The organism is Sphaerisporangium dianthi (assembly GCF_042654065.1).
GTDB lineage: Bacteria > Actinomycetota > Actinomycetes > Streptosporangiales > Streptosporangiaceae > Sphaerisporangium > Sphaerisporangium dianthi.
This window is the reverse complement of record NZ_JBHSFP010000014.1, coordinates 77,415-97,592: the sequence shown is the minus strand read 5'-3', so window position 1 is coordinate 97,592 and position 20,178 is coordinate 77,415. Positions and strand designations below refer to the sequence as shown.

The 20,178-nt window shown below is 71.1% G+C and carries 19 protein-coding genes; 12 read left to right on the top strand and 7 right to left on the bottom strand.

Annotation, left to right across the window (positions count from 1 at the left end; genetic code table 11):
• Positions 1–122: 122 nt before the first annotated feature.
• Complete coding sequence (locus ACFO60_RS20970) at positions 123–1,736, top strand: SGNH/GDSL hydrolase family protein (RefSeq protein WP_380842507.1); 1,614 nt, start codon at positions 123–125, stop codon at positions 1,734–1,736.
• A 74-nt stretch (positions 1,737–1,810) separates the two neighbouring features.
• On the opposite strand, the gene ACFO60_RS20965 is transcribed toward ACFO60_RS20970, so the two are convergent.
• Entirely contained in the window at positions 1,811–3,421 is a 1,611-nt protein-coding gene (locus tag ACFO60_RS20965) for a 4-hydroxyphenylacetate 3-hydroxylase family protein (RefSeq protein ID WP_380842505.1), read from the bottom strand.
• A gap of 421 nt (positions 3,422–3,842) precedes the next feature.
• Between ACFO60_RS20965 and ACFO60_RS20960 the strand changes: the two genes are divergently transcribed.
• The 3 genes from ACFO60_RS20960 (at position 3,843) to ACFO60_RS20950 (ending at position 6,924) form a co-directional block, all read left to right on the top strand.
• The gene (locus ACFO60_RS20960; RefSeq protein WP_380842503.1) at positions 3,843–5,027 is read left to right on the top strand and encodes an acyl-CoA dehydrogenase family protein; all 1,185 of its coding nucleotides are present in this window, start codon (positions 3,843–3,845) and stop codon (positions 5,025–5,027) included.
• 27 nt (positions 5,028–5,054) lie between these two features.
• Complete coding sequence (locus tag ACFO60_RS20955) at positions 5,055–5,480, top strand: SgcJ/EcaC family oxidoreductase (protein WP_380842501.1); 426 nt, start codon at positions 5,055–5,057, stop codon at positions 5,478–5,480.
• A 379-nt stretch (positions 5,481–5,859) separates the two neighbouring features.
• Positions 5,860–6,924 (top strand): hypothetical protein, encoded by a 1,065-nt coding sequence (locus tag ACFO60_RS20950; protein ID WP_380842499.1) that lies wholly within the window; start codon positions 5,860–5,862, stop codon positions 6,922–6,924.
• A 1-nt stretch (position 6,925) separates the two neighbouring features.
• Here the strand turns inward: ACFO60_RS20950 and ACFO60_RS20945 are convergent, their stop codons facing one another.
• Complete coding sequence (locus ACFO60_RS20945) at positions 6,926–7,408, bottom strand: MarR family winged helix-turn-helix transcriptional regulator (protein ID WP_380842496.1); 483 nt, start codon at positions 7,406–7,408, stop codon at positions 6,926–6,928.
• A 236-nt stretch (positions 7,409–7,644) separates the two neighbouring features.
• Here ACFO60_RS20945 and ACFO60_RS20940 point away from each other — a divergent pair, with 236 nt between their 5' ends.
• From ACFO60_RS20940 to ACFO60_RS20910, 7 genes are all read left to right on the top strand, one after another.
• Entirely contained in the window at positions 7,645–7,773 is a 129-nt protein-coding gene (locus ACFO60_RS20940; protein ID WP_380842494.1) for a hypothetical protein, read from the top strand.
• A gap of 394 nt (positions 7,774–8,167) precedes the next feature.
• Positions 8,168–9,154, top strand: a complete 987-nt coding sequence (locus tag ACFO60_RS20935) for a hypothetical protein (protein ID WP_380842491.1) — start codon at positions 8,168–8,170, stop codon at positions 9,152–9,154.
• Positions 9,155–9,237: 83 nt separating this feature from the next.
• A complete protein-coding gene (locus ACFO60_RS20930) occupies positions 9,238–10,302 on the top strand; it encodes an SDR family NAD(P)-dependent oxidoreductase (protein WP_380842489.1) in 1,065 nt (354 codons plus the stop codon).
• 209 nt (positions 10,303–10,511) lie between these two features.
• Positions 10,512–12,053, top strand: a complete 1,542-nt coding sequence (locus tag ACFO60_RS20925) for an acyl-CoA carboxylase subunit beta (protein ID WP_380842693.1) — start codon at positions 10,512–10,514, stop codon at positions 12,051–12,053.
• A 244-nt stretch (positions 12,054–12,297) separates the two neighbouring features.
• On the top strand, positions 12,298–12,852 hold the full coding sequence (locus ACFO60_RS20920) for a hypothetical protein (RefSeq protein WP_380842487.1): 555 nt from the start codon (positions 12,298–12,300) through the stop codon (positions 12,850–12,852).
• Positions 12,849–13,328, top strand: a complete 480-nt coding sequence (locus ACFO60_RS20915; protein ID WP_380842485.1) for a hypothetical protein — start codon at positions 12,849–12,851, stop codon at positions 13,326–13,328. The genes ACFO60_RS20920 and ACFO60_RS20915 overlap by 4 nt, the downstream gene beginning before the upstream one ends.
• A 227-nt stretch (positions 13,329–13,555) precedes the next feature.
• Positions 13,556–14,287: a GDSL-type esterase/lipase family protein gene (locus ACFO60_RS20910; RefSeq protein ID WP_380842691.1), complete on the top strand. Its 732-nt coding sequence runs from the start codon at positions 13,556–13,558 to the stop codon at positions 14,285–14,287.
• Between the two features lie 36 nt (positions 14,288–14,323).
• On the opposite strand, the gene ACFO60_RS20905 is transcribed toward ACFO60_RS20910, so the two are convergent.
• The 5 genes from ACFO60_RS20905 to ACFO60_RS20885 all read right to left on the bottom strand — a co-directional run bounded on the left by ACFO60_RS20905 (position 14,324) and on the right by ACFO60_RS20885 (position 18,478).
• Positions 14,324–15,049, bottom strand: a complete 726-nt coding sequence (locus ACFO60_RS20905; RefSeq protein WP_380842483.1) for an alpha/beta fold hydrolase — start codon at positions 15,047–15,049, stop codon at positions 14,324–14,326.
• 144 nt (positions 15,050–15,193) lie between these two features.
• Positions 15,194–15,943, bottom strand: a complete 750-nt coding sequence (locus ACFO60_RS20900) for a 4'-phosphopantetheinyl transferase family protein (protein ID WP_380842481.1) — start codon at positions 15,941–15,943, stop codon at positions 15,194–15,196.
• Positions 15,944–15,961: 18 nt separating this feature from the next.
• The gene (locus ACFO60_RS20895) at positions 15,962–16,228 is read right to left on the bottom strand and encodes a hypothetical protein (RefSeq protein ID WP_380842479.1); all 267 of its coding nucleotides are present in this window, start codon (positions 16,226–16,228) and stop codon (positions 15,962–15,964) included.
• A 415-nt stretch (positions 16,229–16,643) separates the two neighbouring features.
• Positions 16,644–17,444, bottom strand: coding sequence for a class I SAM-dependent methyltransferase (locus ACFO60_RS20890; protein ID WP_380842477.1), 801 nt, complete (start codon positions 17,442–17,444; stop codon positions 16,644–16,646).
• Positions 17,441–18,478: a methyltransferase gene (locus tag ACFO60_RS20885; protein ID WP_380842474.1), complete on the bottom strand. Its 1,038-nt coding sequence runs from the start codon at positions 18,476–18,478 to the stop codon at positions 17,441–17,443. The genes ACFO60_RS20890 and ACFO60_RS20885 overlap by 4 nt, the downstream gene beginning before the upstream one ends.
• A gap of 159 nt (positions 18,479–18,637) precedes the next feature.
• Between ACFO60_RS20885 and ACFO60_RS20880 the strand changes: the two genes are divergently transcribed.
• Positions 18,638–20,167 (top strand): peptide MFS transporter, encoded by a 1,530-nt coding sequence (locus ACFO60_RS20880; protein ID WP_380842472.1) that lies wholly within the window; start codon positions 18,638–18,640, stop codon positions 20,165–20,167.
• Positions 20,168–20,178 lie beyond the last annotated feature (11 nt).

Genomic DNA, 20,178 nt, shown 5'->3' with positions numbered 1-20,178 from the left:
GGATGGAGTAGGGAACCGCCCGATGCTAGCGAGGGCCGTCGCGGAGCATGCTGCTGCGGCAAGCCACGCGATCATCGAGCGAGGTTCACATGTCACCCTCCCGTGTCCCACGACGTACCCGGGTGCTCGTCGCACTGACGGCGTCGTTCGCCGCCCTGGGGCTGCTCCTGCCGGCCACCGCGGCCGGCGCCGATCCGATTCCACTGCCGACCGGCTTCCCGACGCGCCCGCCGTTACCGGTCCCGCTGCCATGTCCGCCGACCTGTGCCCCCCTGCAGGTGCCGGATCCCTACGACGCGGTCGTCTACGGCGACAGCTACACCAGCGGCGAGGGTGCGAGCCACGACCACAAGTACGTGCCGAAGGCCGACGGCAGCGAGGACTTCACCCACAAGTCCGGTCTGGCCCCCTTCTACGTGGCCTGGGCTGCCCTGGAGATGGGCCGCAACCCGCTGCGCAGGCTGACCCTCGCCTCGGACACGATGCAGACGCTGATCGGACGCGACCAGCTCTACTTCCATGCTTCGTCCGGCGCGTGGATCAAACACCTCGACGAGCCGCAGATGGAGAAGAAGGGCGGAACGGTCGTCCGCAACCCCCCGCAGGCCCAGGACGTCCCGACCATGGCCAAGATCGCCTACTTCGGGCTCGGCGGCAACGACGCCGGTTTCGCCGACCTGGTGAGCACCGCGGCCGAGGCGTACCTGAACCCGCCCAACGGCCGCTTCGGAGTGTTCACCTGGAAGACCGACCAGGAACAGTCGGTCGCCCTCGAGGTGAGCCGGCTGCAGCCGCGGGTCGCCGAGCTGAAGAACAAGGTCGCCCACGGACTGTGGAGCGTCCGGGAGACCCACCCGGTGGCCGAGATCGTGGTGGCGCTCTACCCGCTGGGGGTCAAGGAGTCGGGCAACACCGACCTGGAGGAGATCACCGGCCGGAGCATGGACCTGATGTATCCCTTCGCGGCCAAGGTGAACCAGGCCATCCGGGACGGGGTGGCGCAGTTCCAGGCCGACTATCCGCAGACCAAGGTCCACATCTTCGACCCGAACACCGCCGGGCCGAACGGCACCAGCGTGGTCGCGGGACATGAGCTCGGCCAGCCCGACTCCTACTTCCAGGGCCTCGTGCGCCGCCCGGACGTGCTGTGGAGCGGCAAGATCTTCCAGTCGTTCCAGGAGAGCTTCCACCCGAACGAGCTCGGCGCGGTGGCCATCGGCAAGGCGCTCGCGACCTTTCTGGCGGCCAGGATGCCGGCGCTCTTCCCGAACGGGCCGAACTTCGGCCACCTGACCATCGACCCGCGGCCGCTGGTCACGACGCCGGACGAGATCCAGTCGGTCGGGCAGTGGGCGGCCACCAACTCCTCGCAGGTCTGCGAGGAGACCGACATCGACAGCGTGTGCCGTGCCATCACCCCGTCCGGCATCGTCCTGTCGAAGGACCTCTGGTTCGACCCCGGCAGAGTCTGGCCGTTCCCCGGCCCGCCGGCTCCGGGCGGGCCGGACACGGGTTCACCCGGCGGAGGTGGCGGTGGCGGTGGCGGTTCGACCTGGATCCCGGCCGACTACATTCCCCGGGACCCGTGCGACATCTTCCGTCCGGTCCGCTTCGAGTTCTTCGCGGGGGTGCAGATCCAGGGCGGCCCGCTGCGGACCCCGACGGCCATAGACGGCCTCATCTTCGCCCCCAAGAAGCCCAAGTGCGTCCCGGGCGTGGGACTGATCTTCGAGTAGAACGCCGCACGACAGTGAGGCCACCGGCGGGGCGGTGGCCTCACTGGGGAAGGACGAATGGAGGGCGCGGGCGGTCAGGGGTTGAGGGTGTTGCCGTTGCCGATGCGGCGGAGGTGGTCGAAGGACGACAGGTCCGGGACGGTCCAGCCGTCGAGGTCGTACTCGCTGAGGCACTGGTCGACGAACGCCTTGTAGCCGTCCACCTGGCCGTTGTTGATCTGCGCGTTCAGCAGCTCGACGCGGGTGTTCTCGTGGTTGCCGGCGTAGTTGCGCTCGTACAGCTCGTGCCGGCCGCCGAACTCGGTGCCCACGGCGTCCCACAGCAGCTTCATGACCTTGATGCGCTCGACCGCGTCGCTGCCGTCCGAGCCGCGGACGTACTTGTCCAGGTACGGCCGGATGTCGGGGTTCTTGAAGTCCTCGGAGCTGGAGTTGATGTAGATCAGCCCGCTGGCGATGTCCTGCTGGATGATCTCCTTGACCCGGGGGTACCCGGTCTGCATGAACCACCGGTAGGCCAGCCCGTACGCCGGGTTGGGCAGCAGCGCGCCGTCCTTCCACTCCACCGGGTTGCGCGCCGCCGCGTCGGAGAACGCCCAGAACAGGTTGCGCCAGGCGAGGACCTCCCCGATGCGGGTCTGCACGCCGCGGAAGTCCTTGGTGCCGGTCATCTCGGTGGCCTTGATGAGCAGTCCGGCGATGAACTCCAGCTTCACGGCCAGTCGCGTGCAGCCGTGGAAGGTGAAGCGCTCGAAGAAGCCCGAGCGGCCGGTGAACAGCAGCGCCTTGCCGAGGTTGCCGTAGACGAAGACGTTCTCCCAGGGGATGAGCACCTTGTCCAGGACGAGGATGGTGTCGTTCTCGTCCAGGCGCGAGGAGAGCGGGTAGTCGAACGGCGTCCCCATCACCGTGGCGGTGGTGGAGTAGGACGGCCGGCAGATGAGCTTCATGCCCTTGGCGTCCATGGGGATGGTGGCGACCAGCGCGAACTTCTTGTCCTTGATGGGCAGCCCGTAGTGGGCGATGAAGTTGTAGTGGGTCAGCGCCGAGCCGGTGGCCACGACCTTGGCGCCGCTGACCACCAGGCCCGCGTCGGTCTCCTTCTCGACGTGCACGAAGACGTCGGCGACCTCGTCCGGCGGGCGGTTGCGGTCGACCGGCGGGTGGACGATCGCGTGGTTCCAGTACAGGACCTTCTCCTGCGACTCCTTGTACCACCGCCGGGCGTTGTCGGAGAACGGCTCGTAGAATTCGGCGTTGGCGCCGAGCGTGCCGAGGAAGGCCGCCTTGTAGTCGGGGCTGCGTCCCATCCAGCCGTAGCTCATCCGCGCCCACTCGGCGATGGCCTGCTGGTCGGCGACCAGGTCCTCGACGCTGTGCGGCGTCGTGAAGAACCGGTGGGTGTAGCCGTCGCCGCCGGTGTCGGTCGGCTTGGTCAGGACATCCCGCTTGGCCGGGTCGTGCAGCGCGTCGTACAGGCGCGCCGTCATCCTGATGGGGTTGTGGAACGCCGGGTGCGAGGTGACGTCCTTCACGCGCTCGCCGTACAGGTAGATCTCCCGGTCGTCGCGCAGGCTCTCGATGTACTCCTCGCCGGTGAACGGGCGCGTCTTCGGCCGTTCGGCCGCCACGCCGTTGGCGGGGGCCGTGTCGGCGGGTGCCGGACTTCTTTCCTCTACGTGCACCTCAACTCCTCGTGAATCGGTAGCCGTCGAGCCGGCCGTCCAAAGGACGTGCCGGGAAAGCACGTCCCAGGAAAGGACACGCCCGCAGAAAGGTCCGCTGTCGCACGCGCGTGCCGGCAGGAAGAGGCGAGCCGTGGTGTCACCGGCGACACGTTCCGCTCGGCGACGGTGACGGGCGGGCACACCGGAAGCCTGTCGCGGAGCTTAATATTCACATCCGCCATTCCTCCGGCACATCTCTCACATTGCGGTCTGCGGCCCGCGGAATGGGCGTTCGGCAATTCAGAAGATGCGTGGTCGGAACGGCCGGTGCGACCGTCGGATGGTGAGCATCGGCGGCCGGCGTTCCGGCCACATGCGAATTCGGGCCATCCGGCGCCTGCCGGTCCCGCCTTTTCTCGCCGGACTTTTCTAGGAGGATATGGTGCTGACGACCGACGTTCCGACCCGGGACGAGCTCGTCCGTCGCGCGTCCGAACTGGTGCCGCTCCTGCGCGGGCACGCCGCCTGGGCGGAGGAGAACCGCCGCGTCCACGAGGAGTCCATCGAGGCCCTGGCCGACGCGGGCATCTTCAAGCTCCGGGTGCCCGCCCGTTACGGCGGCTACGAGTCCGACACCCGCACTCTGGTCGACGTCGCCGCCGAGCTCGGCCGGGCCGACGGCTCCACCTCCTGGGTCGCGTCGGTGTACTGGATCCCGACGTGGATGGCCAGCATGTTCCCCGAGCCCGTCCTGGACGAGGTGTTCGCCACCCCCGACGTGCGCATCTGCGGAACGCTGAGCCCGACCGGCATGGCCTCGAAGGTCGACGGCGGCGTCATCGTCAACGGCAAGTGGGGCTTCATCAGCGGCGCCCTGCACGCCCATTACCAGGTCCTCGTCGCGATCCAGATCGGCGGCGAGGGCGAGCCGATGCCGGTCGCCATCGTCGTGCCGATCTCCGACCTGACGATCGTCGACGACTGGCACACCTCGGGCCTGAAGGGCACCGGCAGCGTCACCACGATCGCCCAGGACCTGTTCATCCCCGACGGGCGCGTGCTCCCTCTGCCGCTGGTGCTGCAGGGACAGCCGGCCTCGCCGGACGTCGCGGGCCGCCCGATCTACAGCTCTCCGCTGCTCCCGGTCGCCTCGGCCTCCTCGGTCGGCACCCTGATCGGCCTCGCCAGGGCCGCCAAGGAGACCTTCCTCGACCGGCTCCCCGGTCGCAAGATCACCTACACCGGTTACGACAGCCAGGCCGAGGCGCCGCTGACGCACCTGCAGGTGTCCGAGGCCGTCATGAAGATCGACCAGGCCGAGTTCCACGCCCACCGGCTGGCGGGACTGGTCGACGCCAAGGGCGCCCAGGCCGCCGAGTGGACGCTCGAGGAGCGGGCGCGGGCCCGCGCCGACATGGGCCAGGTGGTCAAGCTGGCCAAGGAGGCCGTGGACATCTTCGCCGCGGCGAGCGGCGGGTCGTCCATCTACAGCAACGTGCCGATCCAGCGGATCAGCCGCGACACCAACGCCGCCAACCTGCACGCGCTGATGCACCCGAACACCAACGCCGAGCTGTACGGGCGGATCCTCTGCGGTCTCGAGCCCAACACGCTCTACATCTGACGGCAGAGACGACTGAAGGGTCCGAACATGACCACCACCAGCACCGCCCCCGCCCCCGCCGTTTCCGACACCGACAAGGCCGCCGTCGTCTCCGTCCCGAGCCGCATCGTCGCGGCGTGGGCGAGCCACAACGCCAAGGCGTTCGCCGCGGTGTTCACCCCGGACGGCACCATGATCCTCCCGGGGGCGTTCAGCAAGGGCACCGCGGACATCGAGGCGTTCATGACCGCGGCCTTCGCCGGCCCCTACAAGGGCACCCAGGTCACCGGGCTGCCCATCGACATGCGGTTCCTCAACTCCGAGACCGCCCTGGTGATCACCCAGGGCGGCGTGCTCGCCCCGGGCGAGAACAAGGTGCACCCCGACCGCGCCGTCCGCGCCACCTGGGTCGTCGCCAAGCACGAGGGCGAGTGGAAGCTCGCCGCCTACCAGAACAGCCCCCTGGGCGCCTGACGGGGAAGGCGGGAAAGCCTCCCGGGCCGTGCCCGGCGCGCGCGGAGCGGACCGCGGGCGCCCGGCCGGCCCTTCGGCGTCCCCGGACGGCGGGCCGGGGGCCGACAGTGTCCCGGCGCACGTCCGGGCGGCTCTTCTTCCACGTTGCTGGATGGGTCGCACCGCGTTGACGTGCGCTTTGTCGGCCATGTTCCATGGAAGTCAGTCGTGTCAGCGCCTCGCGCGGTCCGCGACACGAGCCGGGATGCCGGACGCCGGAGATACGCGGCGCACGGCCCGGTCGGTGGCACGACCCCTCCGCCGGCGGCATCCGGCCACGGGCCGAGAGGGCTCCCATGGGGTCTTCGGCGGTCCGCAGATCCGTCGCGAGGAGTTGACGATGGTGCCCACACCTGACAGCTTGCGGCCGGCGGTGTCAGCGCCGCCGCCGGTGTGCCTCGACGAGATCGCCGAGTGCCTGGGCGGCGAGGTGTACCTGGCCTATGCCCACCGCCCGGAGTCGGGCGTGGTCGCCGTCGAGGCGCACTTCTCCGCCGAGACCGCGCGGAGCAGGGCGAAGGCGCGGGTCGCGTCCATGGACGCCCTGCACCGGCTCCCGGACGGGGTGGCCCGGCCCTGCGCGCCCGACGACCACAGGGACCTGTGCCTGTCGGACTTCATGCCGGACCCGCCCGCCGACCGCCACTCGCGCGTCGCGGGCACCGGCCTGCTGAGCCGCGAGCGGTACATGCTTCCGGCCGAGGTCGTGTGGATGGGCCACCGGGACTGCCGGGTGGAGCCCACCGCGGTGGGCGTGATCGGCGCCGGCGCCGACGGAGTGCCGGGCGCGATCGCCGACCTGCTGGCCCACGACATGGTCACGCGCTGGTGGGCGAGTCCCCGCATGCCGTTGCTGCGGGTCTCCCAGCACCTGGCCGCGATGATCCCCGAGGGGGCGGCCGAGGCGGCGGACGCCCTGGGACTCCGGGTTTCGGCGTTCGCGATGCCCGGCCCGGACTTCCAGATCGCCGTGGTCGGCGTGTGCGGGGAGGGCACCACGATCGCCACGGCCGCGGCGCGCACGGTCGGGGAGGCGGTCGCCGAGGCGTTCCTGCGAGCGCTGGCCGCGCGGGCCCAGCCGTGGAACACCCTGTCCACCGCCGACTCGCTGCGCCGGCTGACGGTGTGGCACCGCGAGGTGGACTACCTGGCCTACCTGGAGTGGTCCGCGCTGGACGCCGACGCCTCGGCGTTCGACCGGCGGCCGGGCCCGGCGTTCGACCGGCGCCCAAGCCCGGGGGACGGGGCGCCGAGCTGGGCCGACATCGCCTGCCGCCGGTTCGGGCACGAGCCGGTCGTGGTCACGCTGGGGGACGCGGGCGAGGCGGTGAAGGTGGTGTGCCCGGGCGCGGCCTGCTATCGGACGTCGCCGCCGGGCACGACCCTTCCCTGCCCGGTGCCCTGAGTCAGCCGTCCGTGCGGGCGGCGTCGCCGCGGTGATGGACCAGGCGCCACAGGAACGTGCCGAACATCTCGCGCTCGTCCGGTGTGAACGGGGCGAGGAAGGTGTCCAGGGCGTTCAGCATGGCCGGGCCGAGTTTGTGGCGCAGCAGCGCCTGCCCCTCGCTCGTCAGGCCGATGGCGTACTTGCGCCGGTCGTCGGGGTTGCGGGCGCGCTGCACCAGGCCCAGGCGCTCGAGCCCGTCGACGACGCTGACCATGGTGGTGCGGTCGATGCCGTGGGTGCGGGCGAGCTGCTGCTGGGACTGCGGCCCCATGGAGTCGATGGCCGTGAGCACGATGACGTCCTTGGAGCGCAGGCCGAACGGCTCCACCGCCGCCTCGAGGAGCTCGTCGAACAGGTCGCCGGCCTTGCCGAGCAGGACGCCGGTGGCGCCGGTGGCGAAGTACGACAGGGGTATATCGGAATTCGGAGATTCAGCGCTCACAGACGTGCCTTCCGTGGTCACCTGTCCCGAAACATGCGGCATGCCGCACATCAAACAGGGCTCCGTCTGGCACGAGTTTCACACGCTGAGATCGGCGGCGCAACCGACGGTCACCGTTTAAATCGTCAGTAATGCTGATTGACAGTTTTGCTGATGATCTGCGAAGCTACTATCAGCGCGGGGCGGGGGAGGACTGTCGACCAGGGGTTCACCGATCGGTGGCGAGGGAGGTCCTCATGTCCGACAAACCAGCCGTGCCCGACGTTGGGATCACGTGGGACCAGATACGCGACATCTGGGACGAGGTCCGCGACATCGTGATGGCGTGGGAGGACGCGCAGCCGGCCGGGAAACCGGGAGGCTGATCGCCGGCCCGCTCTTCTGCCGCGCCACGACCGGGCAGACCGTCGTGCCGCCTTCACCGTACCGATTCGGCGTGCCGCCGCGACCTTGATCGATCGGCGTGCCGCCACGGGCCGGGCCGGCCGTCACGGCTGTGCCGCCTTCGCCGGACCCATCGGTGTGCCGCCTTGACCGTCGCGGTCCACGCGCGGGCGCTCGGCGTGCCCGACCCCGGCGAGCGTGCCTCCCGACCCCGACTCCCGTCCGGGTCACCCGTAGGGGTGAGCAGAGCAATTTGCGAGAAACACCGACTATCTAGATCCCTGATAGTTGGTATGTATACGAATCCATGGAGCCGGGCAACGGGCGCAGGGCCCTGATCCCCCCTGAGTGAGGTACATGGCCAGGAGGCGAGCCATGGACATTTCCGTCATCGGTGTTCCGGCGGACGCACTGGAGATTTACCGGTACTTCCTGCGGCACCATGGCGACGGCATCGGCTCGATCCGGCAGGCGCTCGACCTGGACCCCGACTCCATCGAGGCGGCGGTCGACACCCTCCACCGGCTGTCCCTGCTCGACCTCACCGACCGCCACCGCGTCATGGCCACCGAGCCGCGCATCGGCATCGAGCGCCTCGTCGAGCAGCGTCTCAACGAGCTCAACTCGGAGATCCGCCGTGTGCTCAGCGCACGGGATGCCATCGCCTCCCTCGTGGAGGACCAGCAGCACGGCGAGAACGCCAACTCCATGCTCGACATCGAGCGGGTCGAGGGCCTGGACCGCGTACGCCAGCGGCTCGACGACCTGGGGTTCTTCTCCTACAAGGAGACCCTGTGCCTGCATCCGGGCGGGCCGCTGTCGCGAGGGGCCATCGAGACGGCGCTGCCGCTGGACGCCCGCTCGCTGCGCCGCGGCCTGGCGGTGAAGGCCGTCTACCACCCCAAGGCGCTGGACGACCAGGACATGGTGACCTACCTGCGCGAGCTGGTGGGCCTGGGCGGACAGGTCCACATCACCGAGGACCCCTTCGACCGCATGCTGATCTTCGACCGCAGCATCGCGGTGGTGCCCATCCACCCCAAGGAGAGCGCCCGCGGCGCCCTGCTGGTGAAGGAACCGGGCCTGGTGTCGCAGCTGGTCACCTATTTCGACGGCGTATGGGACGCTGCCACGGATTTCCGGGAATACACCGAGCCGAGTTCCGACGCGCCGCTCCTTTCCGATCTCGAGCGTAAAGTCCTCGCCGTCATGGCGACGGCGGACAAGGACGAGATCGCGGCGCGCGAAATCGACGTCTCCGTTCGCACCTACCGCCGTTATGTCGCCGATCTCATGACGCGGCTCGGCGCCGTCAATCGTTTCCAGGCCGCATTGCGCGCCAAAGAAGAGGGCTGGATCTGAGGCGCCGGAGCGCCGCGCACACTCGGAGATGACAGGGGGCGCTTACAGGCTTTTGACTGGTGTGGATCAGAGGAGATGGTCTGATGCTGGTTTGCGTTACCGGGGGCACGGGATTCGTCGGCGCCCATTCGGTCGCGGCGATGATCCGCGGGGGTCACCGCGTGCGCATGCTGGTGCGCGACGCCGCGAAGGCCGCCCCCGCTCTGGCGCCCTTCCACCTCGGCCCCGACGCCGTCGAGACCGTCACGGGCGACGTCACCGACGCCGATTCCGTGGCCAGGGCGGTGCGCGGCGCGGACGCCGTGCTGCACGCCGCGTCGGTGTACTCCTTCGACAGCAGGCACCACGCCCGGATGCGGCAGGTCAACGAGCGCGGCACGCGGATCGTGCTGGACGCCGCGCGCCGCGCGGGAGCGGGGCTGATCGTCCACGTCTCCAGCGTCGTCGCGCTGTTCCCCGCCGCCGGCCGCGTCGTGGACGCCGGGTCGCCCGTCGGCCGTCCCCGCGAGACCTACATGGCCGGCAAGGCGGCGGCCGAGAGGATCGCGCGCCGGCACCAGGACGAGGGCGCGCCGGTGGTCATCACCTATCCGCCCGCGATGCTCGGCCCGCACGACCCCAACATGGGCGACCAGGTCTCGCGCGTGCGCGCGGTGCTGCGCGGGCTGACGCCCCTGTGGCCGCTGGGCGGCTTCCCTGTGGGCGACGTCCGCGACACCGCCGCGCTGCACGCCGCCCTGGTGGCCGCGCCGGAGCGGGCCCTGCGGCCCGGCCGGGCCGCGCCGGGCCGTCACTTCGGGCCGGGGCACTACCTGTCGACGCGGCGGTACATGGAGGTGCTGCGCGAGGTCACCGGCCGCGCGCTGCCGGCGGCCTTCCTGCCCGCCGGCGCGATGCTCCCGGTGGGCGCGCTCGCCGGGCTGGTCCAGCGGGTGTGGCCGTGGCACATTCCCGCCGAGTACGGAGCCATCTACACATGCGCCTGCGCCACGCGGGTGGCCGGACACGCCGGCACGTTCGGCGTCGGCCCCCGGCCGATCGCCGAGACGGTCGGAGACACGGTGCGCTGGCTGTACGAGAACGGCCGCCTGTCGGCGCGGCAGGCGGGGCTGGAACGGCCGAGCCTGTCGTCCGCGGGCGCGCGATGAGGGGAGAGGGCGCCATGACCGAGCAGATCGCGACGAGCCCGAGCCTGGACCTTCAGGCGGCGCCGGAGCCGCTGACCGCCGTCGAGATCGACTTCGTCCCGGTGGCCGTGCCCCGGCGGTCGAACGGCGTCACCGGGGTCCAGGACCGCCCGCGCCGCCGGCCGGAGGAGGAGGCCGCGGCCGAGCCGCCGCCCACGCCGGCCCGCTCGATGGAGGCGCTGCGCGAGCGGCACGGCGGGCTGCGCCAGGGCATCGTGACCGGCCGCCGCGAGAGCGTCGAGCGCCAGCACCGCCTGGGCAAGGGCACGGCCCGCGAGCGCATCGCGATGCTGCTGGACGAGGGCTCGTTCGTCGAGCTGGACATGTACCGCCGCCACCAGGCGCACGGGCTGCGGATGGAGGAGAACCGGCCGCACACCGACGGCGTGGTCACCGGCTCCGGCACGGTCGACGGCCGGCGGGTGTTCGTCTACGCGCAGGACTTCACGATCATGGGCGGCTCGCTCGGCGCCGCGCACGCCGCCAAGATCCACAAGGTGATGGACCTGGCCATCTCCACCGGATCGCCGATCATCGGCCTGATCGACAGCGGAGGGGCCCGCATCCAGGAGGGCGTGGTGGCGCTCAGCGGGTACGGCGGGATCTTCCAGCGCAGCGTCCAGGCGTCCGGCGTCATCCCCCAGATCAGCGTGGTGCTCGGCCCGTGCGCGGGCGGGGCCGCCTACACCGTGGCGCTGGCCGACTTCGCCTTCATGGTGCGCGACACCGCGCAGATGTACCTCACCGGGCCGGACGTGGTCGAGGCGGTGACCGGCAAGCGGTACACGCACGCGGAGCTCGGCGGGGCGGACGTGCACGGCAAGAAGTCCGGAATCGCCACGTTCGTGCACGACGACGAGGAGACCTGCCTCGCGGAGGTGCGCTACCTGATCTCGCTGCTCCCCAGCAACAACCTGGAGTTCCCTCCCAGAGCGCCGGCCTGCGACGCGACCGAGGACATGCGCCCCCGGCTCGCCGAGATCGTCCCGGTCGAGCCGCACAAGCCCTACGACATGCGGATGATCGTCGCCGAGCTGGTGGACGACGGCGAGTACATGGAGCTGCACGAGGACTGGGCGCAGAACGTGATCTGCGTCCTGGCCCGCATCGACGGCGAGGTGGTCGGCATCGTCGGCAACCAGCCCATGGTGCTGGCCGGCGTGCTCGACGTCGCCGCCTCGCAGAAGGCCGCGCGCTTCGTGCGGTTCTGCGATGCCTTCGGCATCCCGCTGGTGTCGCTGATCGACGTCCCCGGCTTCCTCCCCGGCGCCGACCAGGAGTACGCCGGGATCATCCGGCACGGCGCCAAGCTGCTGTACGCCTACTGCGAGGCGACCGTCCCGCGCATCCACGTCATCGTGCGCAAGGCCTACGGCGGCGCGTACATCGTGATGGACTCGCGCACCATCGGCACCGACCTGTCCCTGGCGTGGCCGACCAACGAGGTCGCCGTCATGGGAGCGGAGGGCGCCGTGAACATCATCTTCCGCAAGGAGCTGGCCGCCGCCGCCGACCCCGCCCGGCTGCGGGCGGAGCTGGTCGGCGAGTACGCCGAGCAGCTCATGCACCCGCACTACGCGGCCGAGCGCGGCCTGGTCGACGACGTCATCGACCCGGTGGAGACCCGCGCGGTGATCGCCAGGGGCCTTGCGATGCTGCGCAACAAGCGCAAGCCGTCGCCGCAGCGCAAACACGGCAACGTGCCTTTGTGATATCGCGCGGAAACGGCCGCGTGCGCCGGTGAATTTCTTCCGGCGGGGATGTGAGCCCGATTAGGCGAGCCCGTATCCGTACGCGCGCGGAACACAGCACATACGGAGAAGAATCGCCGGCGATCCGACCGGAAGAATTGACTTCGGTGTTTCCCTGCGCTCGCGCGAGCGGGGCCGGGAAAGCGTCCGTACGCGCCGGCCGCGCGACGGGCACATGGTCATATCCCGGGATCGAGGTTTGCGCATGGCGACCGAGACAGTTTCGGCGGCTCCCCTCAACGATTCGGCTCTCAACGGCCGTTACCACAGGATCGCGCTGAACGTTTTCGCGTTCATCGTGATCGCCCACTGGGCCGAGCACATCGCCCAGGCGATCCAGCTGTGGGTGCTCGGCTGGCCGCCCAAGCAGGCGCTCGGTGTCATCGGGGCGTTGTACCCCCCCGCCTTCACCTCCGAGTGGATGCACTACGGCTACGCGCTGGTCATGCTGGCCGGCCTCTTCGCCCTGCGGAAGGCGTTCACCGGCACGGCCCGCACCTGGTGGAACATCTCGCTCGGCATCCAGGTCTGGCACCACTTCGAGCACCTGCTCCTGCTCGTCCAGGCGCTCACCGGCTGGCACCTGGCGAACCGTCCCGTGCCCACCAGCATCCTGCAGCTCGTCGCGCCGCGCGTGGAGCTCCACCTGTTCTACAACGCGATCGTCTTCATCCCCATGGTCGTGGCCATGGTCCGCCACCTGCGCCCGTCCCCCTCCGAGCGCGCCGTGATGGCGTGCACCTGCGCGGCCCGCGCATGACGGAGGGACGTTCCAGGCAGGGACGCTCCCCGGTCTTCGCCGCGGCGTTGACGCTCGTGGGGGCGTTCCTGCTGTACCTCGCCGTTCCCCACATCGGCCCCGTCGTTCGCGCGGCGCGGGCCGATGGCGTTCCCGGGGTCTTCACCGCCGAGACCCTGGCCTGCGTCCAGCATCCCGGGCACGAGAGCTGCTCGTGGAGCGGGGAGTTCCGCTCCGACGACGGCGCCCTCCGCCAGGCCGAGGTCACGCTCTACGGCGCCGACCGGGAGACCATGCGGGCCGGAGAGCGGACCCGCGCGTTCGACACCGGGCGGGCCGGCCGCGTCTACGGGCCGGGCGGCTCCCGCGAGTGGGTCTTCACCGCGCTGCTGCTGCTCGCCGGCCTGGCGATCGTCCTGTTCCCGTACGCCGGGCCGCTGCGGCGGCTGTTCGGCTCCCGGCAGAGGCGGGCGGTGCTCGCGCGGTCCGGGGGATGAGAGTTCCGGGCGGGGGCGCCGCGCCGCCCCCGCTTCCCCCCTCGCCCGGCTCGGCGTCTCTGCCCTTGCCCGGCTCGGCGCCGCCGCCCCTCCCGCCCCTCCCGGGCTCCGCGCCGCCGCCCCTCCCGCCCCTGCCGGCTCTGCCCGGCTCGGCGCCTCCCCTCTTGCCCGGCTCGGGGCCGGGGCCCTTGCCGGGGGCGACTTCCGCCGGCGCGGTCCCGCACGTGATGATCGTGGGCGACTCGATCAGCCAGGGACGGGAAGGCGACCACACCTGGCGCTATCGGCTGTGGCGCACCCTCCTCGGACAGGGGGCCGCGGTGCGCTTCGTCGGGCCGTGGAAGGGCACGTGGGTGTCCTCCGCCGTCTGGCCGGGCGACCGCCCGCCCCATCCCGCCCGTCCGGACGACCCGGCGCACGCCGGCGCCTACCGCCGCGGCGTTCACTTCCCGGCGTGCCGGCACTACGCGAGCTGGGGGCGTCTGCTGCGCGAGGCCAAGGACAACATCGAGGACGCGGTGGCCGCCTACGAGCCGGGCTGGCTGATGGTCGCGCTGGGGTTCAACGACCTGGCGTGGGGCGTCTCTGGCCCGGACCGGCTGCTCGCGGATCTCGAGACCTTCGTCCAGCGAGCCCGCATGGCAAATCCCGCTATTCAATTCTTAGTTGGAAATGTGGTTCATCGCACGCCGTTGCCGGAGCATCCGAACCTCGCGGGCGACACCAACGCCTACAACCGGGAGTTGCCGTCCAGGCTTTCGGCCCTGTCGACGCGGGCTTCCACGGCGGTTCCCGTCGACCTGGCCGGCGTCTACGATCCCCGTCACGACTCCTATGACGGCGTCCATCCGAACGGCAGGGGCGAGATCAAGATCGCCGCGGCGTTCGCCGCCGCCTTCGCCCCGGCTCTCGGCCACGTGCGCGCCGCCGTCCCCGGCCAGGTGCCCGCGCCCGGCTGACGTGCCGCGCGGGCGGATCGGGGCGCCGCCCGGCGGTCAGACGCGCTGGGCGGCGATGGAGGTCAGCAGCGAGACGAGGCGGTCGGGGGCCGACACCATCGGCCAGTGGCCGGTGTCGAGCGTGTGGAAGGTCCAGTTGGGCTCGGCGCGCATGGCGGCGACGTCCTCGGAGACGCGCCCGCCGAAGTGCTCCTTGGAGCAGACGATGTAGCTCGCCCGCTGGTGCGCCAGCGGGCGGGTCAGGACGGCGGGCTCGGACAGGGTGTGCCCGGGGTGGCCGACGAAGCGCTCGACCAGCCACTGCGCCTGGTGGGTGGAGAGGTCCTGCCCCTCGGCCACGACCGCGGCGTCCGGGACCGGCCAGCGGCCCCGGTTCTCTGCGATCAACTGCAGTTCGCCGGCGCGGACGCGCTCGGGGAAGGCGTGCAGCATCGACTTGCCGTCGTGCGGCAGGAACCCTTCGACGAACACCGTGCGCGCCACGCGGTCGGGCGCGCGGTCGGCTACCTGGCCGGCGACGATGCCCGCGTAACTGTGCCCGACGACGATGACGTCCCGCAGGTCTTGTTTCTCCAGCAGCGCGAGCACGTCGTCGACGTGGGTGGCGAGGCCGACGGTGGAAACGTCGGCCTCGGGGTCGACCAATCCGGAAAGAGTGAGCGGATGGACGTCATGGCCGAGCGCGCGCAGCGCGCGGGTCACCGGCTCCCAGACCCACGCGCCCATCCACGGGCCGGGAATGAGGATGAAATGATTTTTCACGGCAGGTCAGCTTCCTCTCCTTTACGGCTGGACTGCCAGAACGGTACGGAATTCGGACCTGGCGGGGCTTTTAGTGTGCGGGCCGTGTCGAGATGAATTTCCGTAGTTATTGAACAGTCTCGTGCCGGATGGCGTCAACGGTGGTCAGGCGGCCGCGGAGACCGCGGCGGACGGGCGGAGGGCGGTGGCGTCCCATTCCGACACCCGGATCGGCTGGTCGTCGCCGAGGACGGCGACCACGCCGGCGTATCCCTCGCCGGGGTAGATGGTGCGCAACTGCACCGTGTGCGGGGGGATGTCCAGCGGCCAGCTCAGCAGGGCCGGCTCCTCGCCGGGGGCGCTCACCTCGACCTTGTGCGGCGAGATCCGCAAGCCGTGGCCGGTGGCCTTGAGCACCGCCTCCTTGCACACCCACATCCGGGCGAAGGCGGCCTGCTGGTGCCGGTCGGGCAGCGTCTTCAGCACCTCCTGCTCGTCACGCGACAGGGCGCACCCCACCAGCTCGCTCACCGGCGCCGTCGGCACCTGCTCGACGTCCACGCCCACCGGTCCCGCGGTGGTCAGTGCCACCGCCACCCGGTTGCCCGAGTGGGAGATCGAGGCGTGCAGTCCGTCGTCGGTGAGGATGTACGGGCGGCCGTGGGGCTTGTCGCAGCTCATGCAGCGCCGCTCGATGGGCACCCGCTCCGGGGCGATGCCCAGCTGGGCGCCGGCGGCGGTGCGCAGCAGCCAGGCGGCGGTGACGAACCTCTGGCGGTCCTGCTCGCGCTTGTAGGCGGCGGCCCGCTTCAGCTCGGTGCCGTTCAGCACGCCGACCAGCGACTCGATCGCGTGGTCCTGCGGGTCGGCCCACCAGATGTGGCAGTCGACGGTCCTGAGAGCGATGGCGTTCATTTGCGTGTCCTCCTCGGGTTAGGGGCGGCCGGTGGTCAGGGTCCGGCAGGTCACCAGTTCCCAATCGCTGACTTCGGGGTTGGTCAGGATCTGTGTCACCTCGGCGCGGATCTGCGCGTCGGTGGTCTCCTCATCGGTTTGCACGCGGATGGCGATGTCGCCCGTTACGTTCTTGAGGTCCTTTCGCCATCTCCGGGGGAGCAGGGCCAGGATTCTGATCCCGTCGACCGGTGAGTTCGGCAACGGCTCACCGGCGGTCCTGCGAATGGTCAGTTCGACGAGCATTTGATTACCTCAATCCCAGGTGGTTCCCGGCGTGACGAATGCGTGGCCCCGGGCGGTGCGCGTGAATCCGCCGTCGAATTCCTCCCAGGTGTGGTTGTCGTCATTCATTTCCGTTCCCTTTCTGTTGGCCGTGTCTTTTGTTCTCGCACAACCAACTCTGCGGGATTCAAGCCGCCGGGAACAGAAGAGTCGAAGTCAGCAAGCTGCAGACCGGTTGCAGCTTCCTGCCACCCCGTGGCGGGCGAGGTCCCGCCACGTGCCACCAGCAGGCAAGACGCCCGCGCGGCCGTGCGCGGAGGCGCCCGTGCCGGCGCATGGAAAAGGCCGGACGGGCGCATGGAAAAGGCCGGACGAGCTCATGGAGCTCGTCCGGCCATCGAGGGAACCGGGGCCCGCCCGCGAGGGCGGGGCGGGGTCAGAGGGCGCGCGTCAGCGTCGCCACATAGGACGGCCCGCCGGAGGGCAGGACCTCCTCAACGCGCCATCCGGCGCTTTCCGCGAGCTCGCCCAGTTCGGCGGGCGAGCAGTACAGGTAGTCGAACCACGGCGTGGTCATGGTCTTGTGGCGCACCCGCATGCGGGACTGGCCGGGCATGCGCCCGCGCCGCCGGTTGAGCTCGGCGTAGGCCGCCTGCGCGGCGTCGAGCCGGCCGAGCGCGTCCGGGTCCAGGCTGTCGGCGATGATCCGGGCCCCGGGCGCGGCCATCGCCGCGAGGGCGCCGAGGAATCCCGCGGCGTGCTCGCGTCCCTGGAGAAGGCCGACGTTCCCTCCCAGCAGCAGGAAGGTGTCGTACCGGGGGCCGGCCCCGTCGCCGGCGGCGTGGTCGGCGACCGAGGAGAGCAGCACCGAGCGCAGGCCGCGCCGCCGGCACACCCGCACGGCGCCGGGGGAGGTGTCCAGCCCGGTGACCTCGATGCCGCGTTCCTGCAGCGGCAGCGCGTGCCGCCCGGCGCCGCACCCGACGTCGAGCACGCGCCCTCGCGCCCTGTCCACACCGGCCGCGACGTGCTCCGGCCAGCGGGCGGGCGGCTCGAACCAGTAGGCCCCCGGCATGACCAGGAAGTCGCCGTCCTCGCGTTCGACGATGTCGTAGGTCCAGCGCGCGTCCGGGTCGAACTCCATCTCGTAGAAGGCGGCCTGGAGCATCTCCCCGAACGCGTCGCCGACCCGCAGCTCGGCCTCGGCCAGCAGCGGCTCCCGCGTCACGCGGGTCACCGGTCCTTCAGCGCGACCACACAGGTGTCGTGCTCGCCGAGGGAGAAGGAGGTGACCGTCTGGAAGCCCGCGTCGCGCAGCCAGTCGCGGCATTCCGCCAGGGTGTACTCCGAGCCGCCGGGCGAGAGCAGCTGCATGTTCAGGCTGATGATCTCGTTCCAGGGGTCGTCGTGGCCCTGGCCGGTGAGCTGGTCGTAGATGAGCAGCGCCCCGCCCGGCCGGACGGCGGAGAACGCCTTCTTGATGAGCCGCGCCCGCTCGCCGGGCGCCCAGTCGTGCAGCACGTGCCCGATGATCAGGACGTCGCCCTGGGGGAGGGCGTCCTTGAAGAAGTCGCCGCCCACGAAGCGCGCCCGGTCCTTCAGGCCGAGCGCCTCCATGTGCGCCACGAAGGCCGACTCGATGCCCTGCAGGTCGAAGACGTACCCGCTCAGGTGGTCGTGCGCGCCGAGGATCTGCGACAGCAGGTTGCCGCGGGCCCCTCCGATGTCCACGACCGTGGTGTGCTCGGCCCAGTCGAACTTCGCCGCGAGCTCCGGCCCCAGCGGCCCGCTGACCGCGTCCATCATGCGCAGGAAGCGGTCCAGGTGGACAGGGTCGGCCATCATCCGCTCGAACGCCGCGGCCTGGTCCTCGCGGCCGGGGACCTGCGGCTCACCCGTGCGCAGCAGCCCGGTCAGGTGCTCCCACGCCGGGTACATCATCTGGTCGGCCCGCTCGAGGAACCCACCGCCGTAGGACGGCGAGGAGCGGTCGAGATAGCGGGCCGACACCGGCGCGTTGGCGTAACGGCCGTCCTCGGCCTGGAGCAGCCCGAGCGTGACCAGCGTGGTCAGGAAGTCCGGCATGGCGCGCGGGTGCAGGCCCAGCCGCGCGCACAGCTCGGTGCCGGTGGCGGCTCCCTTGCCCAGCTCGGTGAACACTCCAAGCTCGATCGCGCTGAGGACGGTCTTCGCGCGGCAGAAGGCCGTGCCCAGGCGGTTGATGTCGGCCAGCGTCGCGATCTCGCGGCTGGGTGCGGCGGTTTTCGTCACGTCGGGCGTCCTTCGGTGTGAGGGTCGATGCGCGTCTCCTCCGGACGCTGGCAGCCCGTCCTCGAGATCCGCTCGAGTACGGCTTCGCCCCGCGCGGCCGGTTCCCGGGGTCCAGTGGGGTTCGAGCGGGGTGCGAGCGGGCCGGGGGAGGGTCCGGGCATGACGATCGACATCCCGCGGCCCGGGCCCGCCGCCCGGGCGGAGAGGACGGCGCTGCGCGACTACGGGCGCCTGGGGTGGTTCAGGACGCTGTTCCTGACCGACATCTGGGAACGTTTCAGCTTCTTCGGCATGCAGGCGATCCTGGTCCTGTACGCCACCGCGCCGGTCGCCGGCGGAGGACTCGGCCTGCCGGCCACCACCGCGACCGCCCTCTACGGCTCCTACGTGGGGCTGATCTTCGTGCTGGCCGTGCCGGGCGGCTGGCTCGGCGACCGCGTGCTCGGCGAGTGGCGGGCCACCGTGGCGGGCGGGGTGATCATCGCGCTGGGCCACTTCACCATGGCGCTGCCCTTCGAGGCGAGCGCCTACGCGGGCCTCGCGCTCATCGCCGCCGGCACCGGCCTGCTCAAGCCCAACCTGCTGGCTCTGCTCGGCCGCTTCTACGGTCCCGGGCGGGCGGCGGAGCGCGAGGCGGCGATCTCGATCTTCTACGTGGGCATCCAGGTCAGCGCGCTGCTGGCGCCGCTGGTCACCGGCTTCCTCGGGGAGACGGTGAACTGGCACCTCGGCTTCTCCGCGGCGGGTGTCGGCATGACCTTCGGCGTCCTGCAGTTCGCACTGGGCGCGCGGCACTTCGCGGGCGCGGGAAAGGCGCCCGGCCATCCCCTGGACGCCGCCGAGCGGCGGCGCGCGCTGCGCTGGGTGGTCGGGCCCGTCGCCGCCGTGGCCGTCCTGGCCGCCGTGGACGTGCTCACCGGCCGTTTCGGCCTCATGCACGTCGTCGGCGCGTTGGGCGTGGTGACCGTGGTGACGCCCGTGGCCTACTTCGTGGCGCTGCGGCGCCGTCCCGAGCTGGACGCGGCGCACCGCAGCCGGCTTTCCGCCTACTTCTGGCTGCTGCTCGCCTCGGCGCTGTTCTGGCTGTTCGTCATCCAGGGCGGCTCCACCCTCAGCCTGTTCGCCAGGAGCTCCACCGACCGGGTCGTGCTCGGCCACCTCGTGCCGGCCGGCTGGTTCCAGTCGGCGACCCCGCTGTTCATCCTCGTCCTCGCGCCGCTCTCCGCCCGCGTGTGGCTGTCCGCGGGCGGCAGGCTCAGCGTGGCGGCGAAGTTCGCCGCCGGCCTGGCCTTCGCCGCGGGCGGGCTGCTGCTGATGAGCCTCGCGTCCTGGATCGCCGACGGCGGCCGGCCGGTGTCCCCGCTGTGGCTGCTGGCCGCGTTCCTCCTGCTCGCCTGCGGAGAGGTGGCGATCGCGCCCATCGGGCTGAGCACCTCGGTGGACGTGGTGCCCCCCGCCCTCACCGGCCGGGTGATCGGGCTGTACTGGACCTTCTCCGCGCTCGGCGGAGGCATGGGGAGCATGGTCGTGCGGGCCGCCGGCGGCGTCCCGCGCTGGGCGTACTTCCTGGTGCTCGGCCTGGCCGGTCTCGGCGCGATGACCGGCTTCGTCGTGGGGCGGGCGCGCCTCACGCGCCGCTTCCGTACCGAGCCGTCAGGCCCGGCCGCAGCCTCAGCGCTATTCGAGTGAGTTTCGAACCG

Excerpts from the sequence above, each read along its gene's own strand:
- ACFO60_RS20955 (WP_380842501.1), top strand. The coding sequence starts at position 5,055 with ATGACCACCACCAGCACCGCCCCCGCCCCCGCCGTTTCCGACACCGAC.
- ACFO60_RS20895 (WP_380842479.1), bottom strand. The coding sequence starts at position 16,228 with ATGCTCGTCGAACTGACCATTCGCAGGACCGCCGGTGAGCCGTTGCCG.
- ACFO60_RS20915 (WP_380842485.1), top strand. The coding sequence starts at position 12,849 with ATGACGGAGGGACGTTCCAGGCAGGGACGCTCCCCGGTCTTCGCCGCG.
- ACFO60_RS20950 (WP_380842499.1), top strand. The coding sequence starts at position 5,860 with ATGGTGCCCACACCTGACAGCTTGCGGCCGGCGGTGTCAGCGCCGCCG.
- ACFO60_RS20935 (WP_380842491.1), top strand. The coding sequence starts at position 8,168 with ATGGACATTTCCGTCATCGGTGTTCCGGCGGACGCACTGGAGATTTAC.
- ACFO60_RS20960 (WP_380842503.1), top strand. The coding sequence starts at position 3,843 with ATGGTGCTGACGACCGACGTTCCGACCCGGGACGAGCTCGTCCGTCGC.
- ACFO60_RS20930 (WP_380842489.1), top strand. The coding sequence starts at position 9,238 with ATGCTGGTTTGCGTTACCGGGGGCACGGGATTCGTCGGCGCCCATTCG.
- ACFO60_RS20925 (WP_380842693.1), top strand. The coding sequence starts at position 10,512 with ATGGAGGCGCTGCGCGAGCGGCACGGCGGGCTGCGCCAGGGCATCGTG.
- ACFO60_RS20880 (WP_380842472.1), top strand. The coding sequence starts at position 18,638 with ATGACGATCGACATCCCGCGGCCCGGGCCCGCCGCCCGGGCGGAGAGG.
- ACFO60_RS20940 (WP_380842494.1), top strand. The coding sequence starts at position 7,645 with ATGTCCGACAAACCAGCCGTGCCCGACGTTGGGATCACGTGGGACCAG.
- ACFO60_RS20910 (WP_380842691.1), top strand. The coding sequence starts at position 13,556 with ATGATCGTGGGCGACTCGATCAGCCAGGGACGGGAAGGCGACCACACC.
- ACFO60_RS20920 (WP_380842487.1), top strand. The coding sequence starts at position 12,298 with ATGGCGACCGAGACAGTTTCGGCGGCTCCCCTCAACGATTCGGCTCTC.
- ACFO60_RS20900 (WP_380842481.1), bottom strand. The coding sequence starts at position 15,943 with ATGAACGCCATCGCTCTCAGGACCGTCGACTGCCACATCTGGTGGGCC.